Consider the following 13,969-nt stretch of genomic DNA (forward strand, 5'->3'; position numbering starts at 1 on the left):
CCGGTGTAGAACGGGGGATGTGACGGCATTGGCTCCACGGCCCATTTCCAGTACGCCCACGGGCCCCGGTCACCGGGATCCGCGCGGCGTGCTGGTCCTCGCCCGTACGCCTGGCTGCCCACGGTGACCGCGGAGGACGAGCGCAGCGGGTCCTCCACCATGTCGGGCAGCCTGAGCGGCGGACAGGAAGCCGCCCGCGCCGTGCTCGACAAGGCCGCGCACGAGAACTTCCCCGTGGCCCCCTTCTTCATCCCCCGCGCCTGGCGCGCCGACCTGATGGCCGTATACGGCTACGCCCGGCTCGTGGACGACATCGGCGACGGTGATCTGCCTCCCGGCGGCGCCGACGCCGAGCTGCTGGGCCTGGACCGGTCCCTCGCCGACGACCGGCTCGCCATGCTCGACGCCTTCGAGGCCGACCTCGGCCGGGTCTTCGCCGACACCTCCGCCGCGCCGCCCCGCCATCCGCTGCTGCGCGCGCTGTGCCCCACCGTCCGGCGCCACGGCCTCACCCCGGCGCCCTTCCGCGGGCTGATCGAGGCCAACCGCCAGGACCAGCGGGTGCGGCGGTACGGCTCCTACCAGGAGCTGCTGGACTACTGCGAGCTGTCCGCCAACCCGGTGGGGCGGCTCGTCCTCGGCATCACCGGCACCGCCACCCCCGAGCGGGTCCGCCGCTCCGACGCGATCTGCACCGCCCTGCAGATCATCGAGCACCTTCAGGACGTCTCCGAGGACCTCGGCAGGGACCGCGTCTACCTCCCGGCGGAGGACATGAAACGCTTCGGGGTGACCGAGGCCGACCTCGCCGCCCCGAAAGGCGGCGCATCGGTGTGCGCCCTGGTCGCGTACGAGGCGGAACGCGCCCGAGACCTGCTGAATGAAGGCACCCCGCTGGTGGGTAGCGTCCACGGCAGGCTGAAGGTGCTGCTCGCCGGATTCGTGGCCGGGGGGCGGGCCGCCTTGCGGGCGGTCGCGGCCGCGGGACATGACGTACTCCCTGGACCGCCCAGGCCCACCAAGCTCAGCCTGCTGCGCGAGGTGGGGGCGACACTGCGAAGAGAGGGGTGAGCCGGACCGTGGACGGATCTCCGCACGCGTCCGCGCCAGTGCTCGCGGCATACCGCTACTGCGAGGCCGTGACCGGGCACCAGGCCCGCAACTTCGCCTACGGCATCAGGCTGCTGCCCACCGAGAAGCGCCACGCGATGTCGGCGCTCTACGCCTTCTCGCGCCGCATCGACGACATCGGCGACGGCGCGCTGCCCGTGGAAGCCAAGCGGGCCCGGCTCAACCAGACCCGCGCGCTGCTCGACCGGATCCGCGGCGGTGTGATCGAGGACGACGACACGGACCCCGTGGCCGTCGCGCTCACCCACGCCGCCCGGCGCTTCCCGATCCCGCTCGGCGGGCTCGACGAGCTGATCGACGGCGTGCTGAAGGACGTGGCCGGGGAGACGTACGAGACCTGGGACGACCTCAAGGACTACTGCCGCTGTGTGGCGGGCGCCATCGGGCGGCTCTCCCTCGGCGTGTTCGGCACCGTACCCGGCGCGCGCGACGCCGCTCGCGCTCCCGAATACGCCGATACCCTCGGCCTCGCGCTCCAGCTGACCAACATCCTGCGCGACGTCCGCGAGGACGCCTCGACGGGGCGCACCTATCTGCCCTCCGACGACCTCGCCAAGTTCGGCTGCGCCGACGCCTTCCACACCTCGGCCGTCCCGCCCGGCGCCGACTTCACCGGGCTGGTGCAGTTCGAGGTCCGGCGCGCCAGGGCGCTGTTCGCCGAGGGATACCGGCTGCTGCCGATGCTGGACCGGCGCAGCGGGGCGTGCGTGGCCGCCATGGCGGGCATCTACCGCAGACTCCTGGAGCGGATCGCCGAAAACCCCGGGGCCGTGCTGCGCGGCCGCGTTTCGCTGCCGGGCCGGGAGAAGGCGTACGTCGCGCTGCGCGGCCTCGCCGGGCTCGACTCCCGCGCCGCCGTCCGCCGTGGAGCCGGGGGGATCCGGTGACCGACGCAACCTCGCGGCCCGGTGCCGCGTCGTGTTCACCCGAGGAGGTGACCACATGACGGCCCGCACCGCGCATTCCGCCGACCGCCCGGACCCGGACCCGGCAGGCCGCCCCGAGGGGGCGGCCGCGCTCGTACGGCAGCCGGGTGAGGGGCAGCACACCCCACGCACCGCCGTCGTCATCGGCGGCGGGCTCGCCGGGATCACCGCCGCGCTCGCGCTCGCCGACGCCGGGGTGCGCGTCACGCTGACCGAGGGGCGCCCCCGGCTCGGCGGGCTCGCCTTCTCGTTCCGCCGCTCGTCACCCGTGGGCGAGCTGACCGTCGACAACGGGCAGCACGTCTATCTGCGCTGCTGCACCGCCTACCAGTGGTTCCTGGACCGGGTCGGCGCCACCCCGCTCGCCACGCTCCAGGGGCGGCTGGACGTACCCGTCGTGGACGCCGCCGCGCGGCCCGGGCGGCGGCTCGGACGGCTGCGCCGCACCGGACTGCCGGTGCCGCTGCACCTGGCCGCCAGCCTCGCCACCTACCCGCACCTCTCGCTCGCCGAGCGCGCCCGGGTGGGCCGCGCCGCGCTCGCCCTGGGGCGGCTCGACCCGCTGGACCCGGCGCTCGACGGCGAGGACTTCGCGGGCTGGCTGCGCCGCCACGGCCAGTCGCCGCGCGCCGTCGAGGCACTGTGGGACCTGGTGGGCGTGGCCACCCTCAATGCCACCGCCGAGGACGCCTCGCTGGGCCTGGCCGCGATGGTCTTCAAGACCGGGCTGCTCTCCGAGGCCGGTGCCGCCGACATCGGCTGGGCCCGCGCCCCGCTCGGCGAGCTGCACGACACCCAGGCCCGCGCCGCGCTGGACGCGGCGGGCGTACGGACCGAGCTGCGCACTCGCGTGAGCGCCGTCACGCGCGCCCCCGAGGGCCCGTGGACCGTGCACACCGACCAGGGCCCGCTGCGTGACCCGGTGGACACCGTGGTCCTCGCCGTACCGCAGCGGGACGCGCACGCGCTGCTGCCAGGCGGCGCCCTCGACGATCCGGACCGGCTGCTGCGCATCGGCACCGCGCCCATCCTCAACCTGCACGTCGTCTACGACCGCACCGTGCTGCGCCGCCCGTTCTTCGCCGCGCTCGGCAGCCCCGTCCAGTGGGTCTTCGACCGCACCGGCGCCTCCGGGCTGCGGGACGCGCCGGGCGCCGGGGACAGCCAGTACCTCGCGGTGTCGCAGTCCGCCGCCCAGGACGACATCGACCGTCCGGTGGCCGAGCTGCGCGCCCGCTATCTCCCCGAGCTGGAGCGGCTGCTGCCGGCCGCCCGCGGCGCGGAGGTACGGGACTTCTTCGTCACCCGGGAGCGCACCGCCACGTTCGCCCCGGTCCCCGGCGTCGGCCGCCTGCGGCCCGGCGCACCCACCCGCGCACCCGGCCTGTACCTGGCCGGCGCGTGGACCGCCACCGGCTGGCCCGCGACCATGGAAGGCGCCGTGCGCAGCGGGCTCACCGCGGCCCGGGCCGCCCTTTCCGACGGCCGCCCGCATGTGATTCCGCTTCCCGCCTTCGGCGGGGGGACGCCCAAGGAGGCGGCATGAGCACCACCACAGAAACCAGAGGAGAGACCGTGACCCCGGCGACCCCAGCTGTCGACTCAGCAGGCGTCAACGCGCTGCTGGAGCGCGGCCGTACGCTTGCCACGCCGGAGCTGCGCGCGGCGGTGGAGCGGCTGGCTCCGCCCATGGACACCGTCGCGGCCTACCACTTCGGCTGGATCGACGCCGACGGCCGCCCCGCCGCGGGGGACGGCGGCAAGGCCGTGCGCCCGGCGCTCGCGCTGCTGTCCGCGCAGGCGGCCGGGGCGGACCCGGAGGTAGGGGTGCCCGGCGCGGTCGCGGTCGAGCTGGTGCACAACTTCTCGCTGCTGCACGACGACCTGATGGACGGTGACGAGCAGCGCCGCCACCGCGACACGGTGTGGAAGGTGCACGGACCGGCCCAGGCGATCCTGGTCGGGGACGCGCTCTTCGCGCTGGCCGGGGAAATACTGCTGGAGCTGGGCACCGTGGAGGCGGGGCGCGCCACCCGGCGGCTCACCTCCGCGACCCGCAAGCTGATCGACGGCCAGGCGCAGGACATCTCGTACGAGCACCGGGAGCGGGTCACCGTCGAGGAGTGCCTGGAGATGGAGGGCAACAAGACGGGCGCGCTGCTCGCCTGCGCCACCTCCATCGGCGCCGTCCTCGGCGGCGCCGACGACCGCACCGCCGACACCCTGGAGCGGTACGGGTACCACCTGGGCCTCGCCTTCCAGGCCGTGGACGACGTGCTCGGCATCTGGGGCGACCCGGTGTCGACCGGCAAGCAGACCTGGAGCGATCTGCGCCAGCGCAAGAAGTCACTGCCGGTGGTCGCAGCCCTCGCGGCGGGCGGCCGGGCCTCCGAGGACCTGGCGCAGATCCTCGCGGCCGACGCGCACAAGCCGGAGGAGGAGTTCGCCGACTTCAGCGAGGAGGAGTTCGCGACCCGCGCCGCGCTGATCGAGGAGGCGGGCGGCCGGGACTGGACCTCGCAGGAGGCCCGCAGGCAGTACGCGAAGGCCATCGAGGCCCTCGACGAGGTGGACATGCCGGGCGCGGTGCGAGAACAGTTCGTGGCGCTCGCGGACTTCGTCGTCGTCCGGGAGAGATGATCACAATCGACCGCGCCTAGGCCCGTAGCACGCAGGACCAGGCTCGCAGTCGCCGGCCGGCACCAGCCCGGTGCCGGCCGACGGAGGCCCCAACGACGGCAGATCACACTGCAGAGGGGAAGCCATGACAGCGACAACCGTCCAACCGTCCGAGTCATCCGAGTCCGAGACGTTAGTGCTCGCCCGTCAGGCCACGGACCGCGCGGTCCGGCAGCTGCTCTCCCGCCAGGACGAGCAGGGCTGGTGGAAGGGGGACCTGGAGACCAACGTCACCATGGACGCCGAGGACCTGATGCTCCGGCAGTTCCTGGGCATCCAGAACCCCGGCGTGCTCGACGCCGCAGGCCGCCACATCCGCTCGCAGCAGAACGCGGACGGCACCTGGGCCACCTTCCACGGCGGCCCGCCGGAGCTGTCCGCCACCATCGAGGCGTACGTCGCCCTCCGGCTGGCCGGTGACGCGCCCGGCGCACCCCATATGGCGGCCGCCTCCGCGTGGGTGCGCGACCAGGGCGGGGTGGCGAACGCCCGCGTCTTCACCCGCGTCTGGCTGGCGCTCTTCGGCTGGTGGCGGTGGGAGGACCTGCCCGAGCTGCCGCCGGAGATCATCTACTTTCCGTCCTGGCTGCCGCTCAACCTCTACGACTTCGGCTGCTGGGCGCGGCAGACCATCGTGCCGCTCACCGTCGTCTCCGCGAAGCGCCCGGTGCGCCCCGCCCCGTTCTCCCTCGACGAACTCCACGCCGACCCGCGAAGACCCGGTCCGCCCCGCCCCGCCGCCCCCCTCGCCTCCTGGGACGGCGCCTTCCAGCGCCTCGACCGCGCCCTGCACCTCTACCGCAAGGTGGCGCTGCGCCCGCTGCGCCGGGCCGCGCTGCGCTCCTGCGCCCGCTGGATCGTGGAGCGGCAGGAGAACGACGGCTGCTGGGGCGGCATCCAGCCACCCGCCGTCTACTCCGTGATCGCGCTCCACCTCCTCGGCTACGACCTCGACCACCCGGTGATGCGGGCGGGGCTCGCCTCGCTGGACCGCTTCGCCGTCCTCCGTGAGGACGGCAGCCGCATGATCGAGGCCTGCCAGTCCCCGGTCTGGGACACCTGTCTGGCCGTCATCGCGCTCGCCGACGCCGGACTCGCCCCCGGCCACCCCGCCCTGGTCAAAAGCGCCGACTGGATGCTCGACGAGCAGATCGACCGGCCCGGCGACTGGTCGGTCAAGCGGCCCCGGCTCGCCCCCGGCGGCTGGGCCTTCGAGTTCCACAACGACAACTACCCCGACATCGACGACACCGCCGAGGTCATCCTCGCGCTGCGCCGCGTCGACCACCCCGAGCCGGAGCGGGTCGCGGCGGCCGTGCGGCGCGGGGTGCGCTGGACGCTCGGCATGCGGTCCCGGAACGGGGCGTGGGGCGCCTTCGACGTCGACAACACCAGCCCGCTGCCCAACCGGCTGCCGTTCTGCGACTTCGGTGAGGTCATCGATCCGCCATCGGCCGACGTCACCGCCCATGTCGTGGAGATGCTGGCCCACGAGGGCGGCGCCCGCGATCCGCGCACCCGGCGCGCCGTCCGCTGGCTGCTGGCCGAGCAGGAGCCGGGCGGCGCCTGGTTCGGCCGCTGGGGCACCAACTATGTGTACGGGACCGGCTCCGTCGTCCCCGCCCTGATCGCCGCCGGGATCCCCGCCTCCCACCCGGCCGTCCGCCGGGCCGTCCGCTGGCTGGAGAGCGTGCAGAACGAGGACGGCGGCTGGGGCGAGGACCAGCGCTCGTACCCCGACCCGGAGTGGATGGGGCGCGGCGCCTCCACCGCCTCGCAGACCGCGTGGGCGCTGCTCGCGCTGCTGGCGGCGGGGGAGCGGGAGAGCAAGGCGGTCGAGCGCGCGGTCGGCTGGCTCGCGGCCACGCAGGAGCAGGACGGTTCCTGGGACGAGCCGTACTTCACCGGTACCGGCTTCCCCTGGGACTTCTCCATCAACTACCACCTGTACCGGCTGGTCTTCCCGCTCACCGCGCTCGGGCGCTATGTGAGCGGTGCGGCCACCGGGGCGCGGCCGCGGAGGACGTGATGTCCCCGCGACCGGCCCGGGACCCGGCCCCGGACACCCGCGGTGCCCCGCTGCTGATCGCCTGCGCGCTCGGCATCGAGCGGTTCGCCCTGCGGGCGGCCGGTTCCGGGGCCGCCGCCGGGCCGGTGACGGTGCTCCGTACCGGCATGGGACCGCAGGCGGCCGAGCGGGCGGTGAGCCGCGCGCTGGCCGAGGGTCCGATCCGGGCTGGGCCGCTCCGCACCGCCGTCGTCGCCACCGGTTTCTGCGCCGGGCTGGCCCCCGGGATGCACCCGGGGGATCTGGTGGTGGCCGACGAGACCCGCGACCCGGTCGGCCGTACGCCGTGCGACGGCAGCCGGATCCTCGCCGAGGCGCTGGCCCGCCACGCCCGGCGGGCCCGCGGCGGCCTCGGGCGCACCGTGCACATCGGGCCGGTCGTCGGCTCGAACCATGTGGTGCGGGGCGCGGAGCGGGCCGAGCTGCACGCCACCGGGGCCATCGCGGTGGACATGGAGTCCGCCGCCACCCTGCGCAGCGCGGTGCGCGGCGGGGCACGCCCGGTTGCGGCCGTCCGGGTGATCGTGGACGCTCCTGAACATGAGCTGGTCCGCATCGGGACACTGCGCGGTGGAATATCGGCCTTCCGGGTACTACGAACTGTTCTTCCCGCATTCTTCGACTGGCACCGTTCCTCTTCCCTCTCAGGAGGTGAGCTAGATGGCCATGCCGCTCCGCCAGACCATCCGGGTCGCGACGTATCTCTTTGACCAGAAGGTGATCAAGCGGCGGGACAAGTTCCCGCTCATCGTGGAGTTGGAGCCGCTGTTCGCGTGCAACCTCAAGTGCGAGGGCTGCGGCAAGATCCAGCATCCGGCGGGGGTGCTGAAGCAGCGCATGCCGGTGGCGCAGGCGGTCGGCGCGGTGCTGGAGTCGGGCGCTCCGATGGTCTCCATCGCGGGCGGCGAGCCCCTGATGCATCCGCAGATCGACGAGATCGTGCGGCAGCTGGTGCAGCGGCGGAAGTACGTCTTCCTGTGCACCAACGCGATGCTGCTGCGGAAGAAGATGGAGAACTTCACCCCCTCCCCGTACTTCGCGTTCGCCGTCCACATCGACGGGCTGCGCGAGCGGCACGACGCGTCCGTGGCGAAGGAGGGCGTGTTCGACGAGGCGGTGGCGGCGATCCGGGAGGCCAAGCGGCGCGGCTTCCGGGTCACCACCAACTCCACCTTCTTCAACACCGACACCCCGCAGACCATCGTGGAAGTGCTCGACTTCCTCAACGACGACCTCAAGGTGGACGAGATGATGATCTCGCCCGCCTACGCCTACGAGAAGGCACCCGACCAGGAGCACTTCCTCGGCGTCGAGCAGACCCGCGAGCTGTTCCGGAAGGCGTTCGCGGGCGGCAACCGGCGCCGCTGGCGGCTCAACCACAGCCCGCTCTTCCTGGACTTCCTGGAGGGCCGGACCGACTTCCCGTGCACCGCCTGGGGCATCCCCAACTACTCGCTCTTCGGCTGGCAGCGGCCCTGCTACCTGATGAGCGACGGCTACGTCCCCACCTACCGCCAGCTGGTCGAGGAGACCGACTGGGACAAGTACGGCCGGGGCAAGGACCCGCGCTGCGACAACTGCATGGCCCACTGCGGCTACGAACCCACCGCCGTCCTGGCCACCATGGGCTCGCTCAAGGAGTCGCTGCGCGCGGCCCGCGAGACCGCGGCCGGAAGCCGGGGGTGACGGGAGAGCATGCCCTTGCTGGAGAACATCCGGAGCCCGCACGACCTCAAGGCGCTGACCGGGGAGGAGCTGGCCGCGCTCGCCCGGGAGATCAGGGAGTTCCTGATCACCGCGGTCGCCAGGACGGGCGGGCACCTCGGCCCCAACCTCGGCGTCGTCGAGCTGTCCATAGCCCTGCACCGCGTCTTCGACTCGCCGGTGGACCGCGTCCTGTGGGACACCGGCCACCAGTCCTACGTCCATAAGCTGCTCACCGGCCGTCAGGACTTCTCCAAGCTGCGCGGCAAGGGCGGGCTCTCCGGGTATCCGTCGCGCGCCGAGTCCGAGCACGACGTCATCGAGAACAGCCACGCCTCCACCGTGCTGGGCTGGGCGGACGGTCTCGCCAAGGCCAACGAGACCCTCGGCCGCACCGACCACGTGGTCGCGGTCATCGGCGACGGCGCGCTCACCGGCGGCATGGCCTGGGAGGCGCTCAACAACATCGCCGCCGCCCGCGACCGCCCGCTGATCATCGTCGTCAACGACAACGAACGCTCCTACGCGCCCACCATAGGCGGCCTCGCCGGCCACCTCTCCACCCTCCGCACCACCGACGGCTACGAACGGTTCCTCGCCTGGGGCAAGGACGTCCTCCAGCGCACCCCCGTCGTCGGGCAGCCGCTGTACGGGTCGCTGCACGGCGCGAAGAGGGGGTTCAAGGAGACCTTCGCGCCGCAGGGCATGTTCGAGGACCTGGGGCTGAAGTACGTCGGCCCGATCGACGGACACGACCTGGCGGCGGTCGAGGGGGCGCTGCGCCGCGCCAAGCGGTTCCACGGCCCGGTCCTGGTCCACTGCCTCACCGAGAAGGGGCGCGGCTACCGGCCTGCCCTGGAGGACGACGCCGACCGCTTCCACACGGTCGCCGCGATGGACCCGCTCACCTGCGCGCCCCTCATCCCCTCCGGCGGCCGGTCGTGGACGTCGGTGTTCGGCGAGGAGATGGTACGGATCGGGGCCGAGCGGCCCGATGTGGTGGCCCTCACCGCCGCCATGCTCGACCCGGTGGGCCTCGCGGGCTTCGCCGAGGCGTACCCGGACCGGGTGTGGGACGTCGGCATCGCCGAGCAGCACGCGGCGGTCTCGGCGGCCGGGCTCGCCACCGGCGGGCTGCACCCGGTCTTCGCCGTCTACGCGACCTTCCTGAACCGCGCCTTCGACCAGCTGCTGATGGACGTCGCCCTGCACCGCTGCGGCGTGACGTTCGTCCTCGACCGGGCCGGGGTCACCGGCACCGACGGGGCCAGCCACAACGGCATGTGGGACATGTCCGCCCTCCAGGTGGTGCCCGGCCTGCGGATCGCCGCCCCGCGCGACGCGGACCAGCTGCGCGCCCAGCTGAGGGAGGCGATCGACGTGGACGACGCGCCGACCGTCGTCCGCTTCCCCAAGGAGTCGGTGGGGCCCGCCATTCCGGCCCTCGATCGGGTCGGCGGGATGGACGTGCTGCGCCACGGGGAGGACGTCCTGCTCGTGGTGGCCGGGGTCATGGCGCCGGTCGGGCTGCGCGCTGCCGAGCTGCTGGCCGAGCGCGGCATCGGCTGCACCGTGGTCGACCCGCGCTGGGTCAAGCCCGTCGACCCGGAGCTGCCCGCGCTCGCGGCCCGCCACCGCGCGGTGGCCGTCGTCGAGGACAACGTACGCAGCGGCGGGGTGGGCGCGGCGATCGGCCAGGCGCTGCGGGACGCGGACGTCGACCTGCCGCTGCGGACCTTCGGCATCCCCGAGGCGTTCCTGCCGCACGCCAAGCGCGCCGAGGTGCTGGCCGACATCGGACTCACGCCCGCCGAGATAGCGGGCCACATCGGTGCGGCCCTCGCCCGTATCGATGCGCGCACCGCCACTGGGGAGGCCGCCGCCAAGGAGAGGGACGCATGACAGCAGCCGAGCAGCGCTCGGGTTTCGACGTGGGCGAGCTTCTGGCCGGGCGCGGGTCCGAGCGCTACGACCTGCACACCCGGTACCTCAACCACCAACTGCCGCGGATGCTGCACACCATCGGCTTCGACAAGGTCTACGAGCGGGCCGAGGGCGCGTACTTCTGGGACGACGAGGGCCAGGACTACCTGGACATGCTCGCCGGTTTCGGGGTGATGGGCCTGGGCCGCCACCACCCCGTCGTCCGCAAGGCGCTGCACGACGTACTGGACGCCTCGCTCGCCGATCTGACCCGCTTCGACTGCCAGCCGCTGCCCGGGCTGCTCGCCGAGAAGCTGCTCGGCCACGCCCCGCACCTGGACCGGGTCTTCTTCGGCAACAGCGGTACGGAGGCCGTCGAGACCGCGCTCAAGTTCGCCCGCTACGCGACCCGCAAGCCCCGCGTCCTCTACTGCGAGCACGCCTTCCACGGGCTCACCACCGGCTCGCTGTCGGTCAACGGCGAGGACGGCTTCCGCGACGGCTTCGCACCGCTGCTGCCCGACACCGCGATCGCGATGGGCGACCTGGGCGTGCTGGAGCGGGAGCTGGCGCGCGGGGACGTCGCCGGGCTCGTCGTCGAACCGATCCAGGGCAAGGGCGTGCACGAGGCGCCGCCGGGCTTCCTGCGGGCCGCGCAGGAGCTGCTGCACCGCCACAAGGCGCTGCTCATCGCCGACGAGGTGCAGACGGGGCTCGGCCGCACCGGGGACTTCTTCGCGTACCAGCACGAGGACGGCGTCGAACCGGACCTGGTGTGCGTGGCCAAGGCGCTGTCCGGCGGCTACATCCCGGTCGGCGCGACCCTCGGCAAGGACTGGATCTTCAAAAAGGTCTATTCGTCCATGGACCGGGTGCTGGTGCACTCCGCCAGCTTCGGGGCCAACGCGCAGGCCATGGCGGCGGGGCTCGCCGTCCTCGCCGTCATGGAGGACGAACAGATCGTCGCGAACGCCCGCCGCACCGGCGAGCTGCTGCGCGACCGGCTCTCCGCGCTGATCGACCGCTATGAGCTGCTGCACGACGTACGCGGCCGGGGGCTGATGATCGGCATCGAGTTCGGCAAGCCGTCCTCGCTCGGGCTGCGCGGCCGCTGGGCGATGCTGCAGGCCGCGCGCAAGGGCCTGTTCGCGCAGATGGTCGTGGTGCCGCTGCTGCAGCGCCATCGCATCCTCACCCAGGTCTCCGGCGACCATCTGGAGGTCATTAAGCTGATTCCGCCGTTGATCATCGGCGAGCGGGAAGTGGACCGTTTCGTCGAGGCGTTCACAGCGGTCATGGATGACGCACACGGGGGCGGCGGGCTGATGTGGGAGTTCGGGCGGACTCTCGTCAAGCAGGCGGTCGCCCACCGCTGACGAGAGTGGGGGACCGGGACATGGCCGACGTGGCCGCTGCAGAGGCCGTCAACGCGCTGACCGGGCGGTGGGTGCGGGCCGTCGTCTCGGACACGGAGTCCACGGCCCTCACCGGCGCGGCGGCCTGGCCGCTGCTCGCGCTGCTCGCGGGTACGGCCGACGGCCCGGCCCGCGCCGAGCTGGAGAGCGCGCTCGGCGTCGGCGCGGACGGCGCGACGGCGCTCGGCCGCGAGGTCGTCGAGGCGATGGGCGCGATGGACGGCGTGGCGGCGGCCACCGGACTGTGGACCCATCGCGACCTGCCGGTGCGGCCCGAATGGGAGGCTCAGCTTCCGCAGGGCGTACGGTCCGTCCTGACCGGCGACTCCGAGCGCGACCGCCAGGAGCTGGACGCGTGGGCCGCCCGGCACACCGATGGCGCGATCGACAAGATGCCCGCGCCGCTGACGCCCGACACCCAGCTGGTGCTGGCCGGGGCGCTCCTGCTGAAGACGGCCTGGCGCCTGCCGTTCCATCCCGGGATGCTGACGCCTACGAGCGGGCCGTGGCGCGGTCGGTCGCTGGCCGGTCTGCGCCGGACGACGGACGATGTGGACGGGGTGCTGCGGATCATCCCCGACACCCCGGCCGGACCGCTCACCCTGTCCGGGGTCGCGGGCGACAACGGGCTGGACGTCCACTTGGTCCTCGGCGCCGAGGGCGTACCGGGCGGCCAGGTGCTGGAGGCCGGGATCGGCGCGGTGGCCGGACGGTACCCGGGGTGGGGCGGCGCGTCGCTGCCGTACGGCGAGGCGGGGCCCGGCGTCACGGTCGAGGCGGCTCCGAGCTGGGACGAGACCCCGACGGTTGCCCTCACCACCCCGCAGTTCACCGTGTCCGCCGAGCACGATCTGCTGCGGCACGCGGAGCTGTTCGGGCTGCGCAGCGCCCAGGACGACTCCCGGGGACACTTCCCGGGGATCAGCCCGAACCCGTTGGCGATCTCCTCCGGGCAGCAGTCCATCACCGCGTCGTTCAGCGCCGAGGGCTTCTGGGCGGCGGCCGTGACCGCACTGGCGATGGCGCCGGGCGGGGGCCCGCCGCAGCGGACGGCGAAGCGGATCACGGTGACGTACGACCGCCCGTTCGGCTTCCTGGCCGTGCACCGGGACAGCGGTCTGGTGCTGACGGCGGGCTGGGTCACCGAGCCCGAGGCCGGGGTCGACACACCGTGGGGTCCTCCGGGCCTCGGCTGACTCGCCCGGTTGCGTCAGCCGGTGAGCATCCGCTCCCGCAGCCGTCCGCGCTGCGGGGCGGTCAGGCCCAGGCCCTCGGCGAGATAGCGCTCGGTGGTGCCCCAGGTCTCCTCTATCGTCTCGAAGGCGGCCGCCAGATACGCGGGGCGCGCGTCGAAGAGCGGGCTCAGCAGCTCCAGCACCTCCGGGGACATGGGGTCGGAGCCGTCCGAGGGGCCCTTGCGCCAGATCTTGTAGCGCCGGTGGGCGGCAGCCGACTCCAGATAGTCGGCCTCGATGGCCTCCCGCTCGACCCCGAGCGCCAGCAGGGTCACCGCGACCGAGAGACCGGCCCGGTCCTTGCCCGCCGAACAGTGCATCAGCGCGGGCGAGCTGTCCTCCGCCATGGCGCCGAGCACCCGGCCGTGCTCGACGATGCGGCTGGTGATGATGGCCCGGTACGCGTTGATCATCCGCCGCTCGGCGCGCCCGTCGTCCAGCAGCTCCCGCAGGGTGTTGAGGTCGCCCTCGCGCACCATGGTCCAGAACCCGGCGCCGTCGGCCGGGTCGGACAGCGGGAGGTTCACGTTCCGCACGCCGGTGAGGGAGACGTCCGGGCCCTCCAGCTTGATGTCGGCCGCGTTGCGGAAGTCGAAGACGGTGTGCAGGCCGAGCGAGTCGAGGAAGGCCGCGTCGCTGTCGGTGGCGTGGGCGAGGTGGCCGCTGCGGAACAGCACGCCGGGCCGTACGCGACGGCCGTCGGAGGTCGGCAGCCCGCCGACGTCGCGGAAGTTGCGGACCCCCACCAGCTGGGGTTCGGCCTGCGGGACCTGCGGCGACGGCTGCGTCACGGGCGCTCCTCACGATCGAACCGCCACGCCGCTCGTCGACGAGGCGGGCTCTGCTGACCATACGACATTGGGTTCCTGCTGCAATCGGTTCGGCCGA

11 protein-coding genes are annotated in these 13,969 nt (G+C 73.3%); 10 read left to right on the forward strand and 1 reads right to left on the reverse strand.

The window, feature by feature from the left end; translation table 11 throughout:
- The first annotated feature begins 159 nt into the window (after nucleotides 1-159).
- From hpnC to ACFV9T_RS21375, 10 genes are all read left to right on the forward strand, one after another.
- A complete protein-coding gene (hpnC, locus tag ACFV9T_RS21330) occupies nucleotides 160-1,071 on the forward strand; it encodes a squalene synthase HpnC (protein ID WP_385442718.1) in 912 nt (303 codons plus the stop codon).
- The gene (gene hpnD, locus ACFV9T_RS21335) at nucleotides 1,068-2,018 is read left to right on the forward strand and encodes a presqualene diphosphate synthase HpnD (protein ID WP_385442601.1); all 951 of its coding nucleotides are present in this window, start codon (nucleotides 1,068-1,070) and stop codon (nucleotides 2,016-2,018) included. Before hpnC ends, hpnD begins: the two co-directional genes overlap by 4 nt.
- Nucleotides 2,019-2,073: 55 nt before the next feature.
- Entirely contained in the window at nucleotides 2,074-3,603 is a 1,530-nt protein-coding gene (hpnE, locus tag ACFV9T_RS21340; protein WP_385442603.1) for a hydroxysqualene dehydroxylase HpnE, read from the forward strand.
- Complete coding sequence (locus ACFV9T_RS21345) at nucleotides 3,600-4,697, forward strand: polyprenyl synthetase family protein (protein ID WP_385442606.1); 1,098 nt, start codon at nucleotides 3,600-3,602, stop codon at nucleotides 4,695-4,697. Before hpnE ends, ACFV9T_RS21345 begins: the two co-directional genes overlap by 4 nt.
- Nucleotides 4,698-4,821: 124 nt before the next feature.
- Entirely contained in the window at nucleotides 4,822-6,765 is a 1,944-nt protein-coding gene (gene shc, locus ACFV9T_RS21350; RefSeq protein ID WP_385442607.1) for a squalene--hopene cyclase, read from the forward strand.
- The gene (locus ACFV9T_RS21355) at nucleotides 6,765-7,514 is read left to right on the forward strand and encodes a 1-hydroxy-2-methyl-2-butenyl 4-diphosphate reductase (protein ID WP_385442609.1); all 750 of its coding nucleotides are present in this window, start codon (nucleotides 6,765-6,767) and stop codon (nucleotides 7,512-7,514) included. Before shc ends, ACFV9T_RS21355 begins: the two co-directional genes overlap by 1 nt.
- Nucleotides 7,465-8,490 carry an adenosyl-hopene transferase HpnH gene (gene hpnH, locus ACFV9T_RS21360; RefSeq protein ID WP_385442612.1) on the forward strand — a complete coding sequence of 342 codons (1,026 nt, stop codon included), beginning with the start codon at nucleotides 7,465-7,467 and terminating at the stop codon, nucleotides 8,488-8,490. The genes ACFV9T_RS21355 and hpnH overlap by 50 nt, the downstream gene beginning before the upstream one ends.
- 9 nt (nucleotides 8,491-8,499) lie before the next feature.
- Nucleotides 8,500-10,410, forward strand: coding sequence for a 1-deoxy-D-xylulose-5-phosphate synthase (gene dxs, locus ACFV9T_RS21365; RefSeq protein WP_385442614.1), 1,911 nt, complete (start codon nucleotides 8,500-8,502; stop codon nucleotides 10,408-10,410).
- Complete coding sequence (locus tag ACFV9T_RS21370; protein ID WP_385442617.1) at nucleotides 10,407-11,807, forward strand: aspartate aminotransferase family protein; 1,401 nt, start codon at nucleotides 10,407-10,409, stop codon at nucleotides 11,805-11,807. The genes dxs and ACFV9T_RS21370 overlap by 4 nt, the downstream gene beginning before the upstream one ends.
- 20 nt (nucleotides 11,808-11,827) lie before the next feature.
- Complete coding sequence (locus ACFV9T_RS21375) at nucleotides 11,828-13,042, forward strand: serpin family protein (RefSeq protein WP_385442620.1); 1,215 nt, start codon at nucleotides 11,828-11,830, stop codon at nucleotides 13,040-13,042.
- A gap of 14 nt (nucleotides 13,043-13,056) precedes the next feature.
- On the opposite strand, the gene ACFV9T_RS21380 is transcribed toward ACFV9T_RS21375, so the two are convergent.
- Entirely contained in the window at nucleotides 13,057-13,872 is an 816-nt protein-coding gene (locus ACFV9T_RS21380) for a tyrosine-protein phosphatase (RefSeq protein ID WP_385442621.1), read from the reverse strand.
- Nucleotides 13,873-13,969: the final 97 nt, after the last annotated feature.

It is taken from the genome of Streptomyces sp. NPDC059850 (assembly GCF_042731515.1).
Classification (GTDB): domain Bacteria; phylum Actinomycetota; class Actinomycetes; order Streptomycetales; family Streptomycetaceae; genus Streptomyces.

What these genes read in the sequence shown, in the direction of transcription:
- hpnC (WP_385442718.1), top strand. Translation starts at nt 160, where the DNA reads ATGTCGGGCAGCCTGAGCGGCGGACAGGAAGCCGCCCGCGCCGTGCTC.
- hpnE (WP_385442603.1), top strand. Translation starts at nt 2,074, where the DNA reads ATGACGGCCCGCACCGCGCATTCCGCCGACCGCCCGGACCCGGACCCG.
- ACFV9T_RS21345 (WP_385442606.1), top strand. Translation starts at nt 3,600, where the DNA reads ATGAGCACCACCACAGAAACCAGAGGAGAGACCGTGACCCCGGCGACC.
- shc (WP_385442607.1), top strand. Translation starts at nt 4,822, where the DNA reads ATGACAGCGACAACCGTCCAACCGTCCGAGTCATCCGAGTCCGAGACG.
- ACFV9T_RS21355 (WP_385442609.1), top strand. Translation starts at nt 6,765, where the DNA reads ATGTCCCCGCGACCGGCCCGGGACCCGGCCCCGGACACCCGCGGTGCC.
- hpnH (WP_385442612.1), top strand. Translation starts at nt 7,465, where the DNA reads ATGGCCATGCCGCTCCGCCAGACCATCCGGGTCGCGACGTATCTCTTT.
- dxs (WP_385442614.1), top strand. Translation starts at nt 8,500, where the DNA reads ATGCCCTTGCTGGAGAACATCCGGAGCCCGCACGACCTCAAGGCGCTG.
- ACFV9T_RS21370 (WP_385442617.1), top strand. Translation starts at nt 10,407, where the DNA reads ATGACAGCAGCCGAGCAGCGCTCGGGTTTCGACGTGGGCGAGCTTCTG.
- ACFV9T_RS21375 (WP_385442620.1), top strand. Translation starts at nt 11,828, where the DNA reads ATGGCCGACGTGGCCGCTGCAGAGGCCGTCAACGCGCTGACCGGGCGG.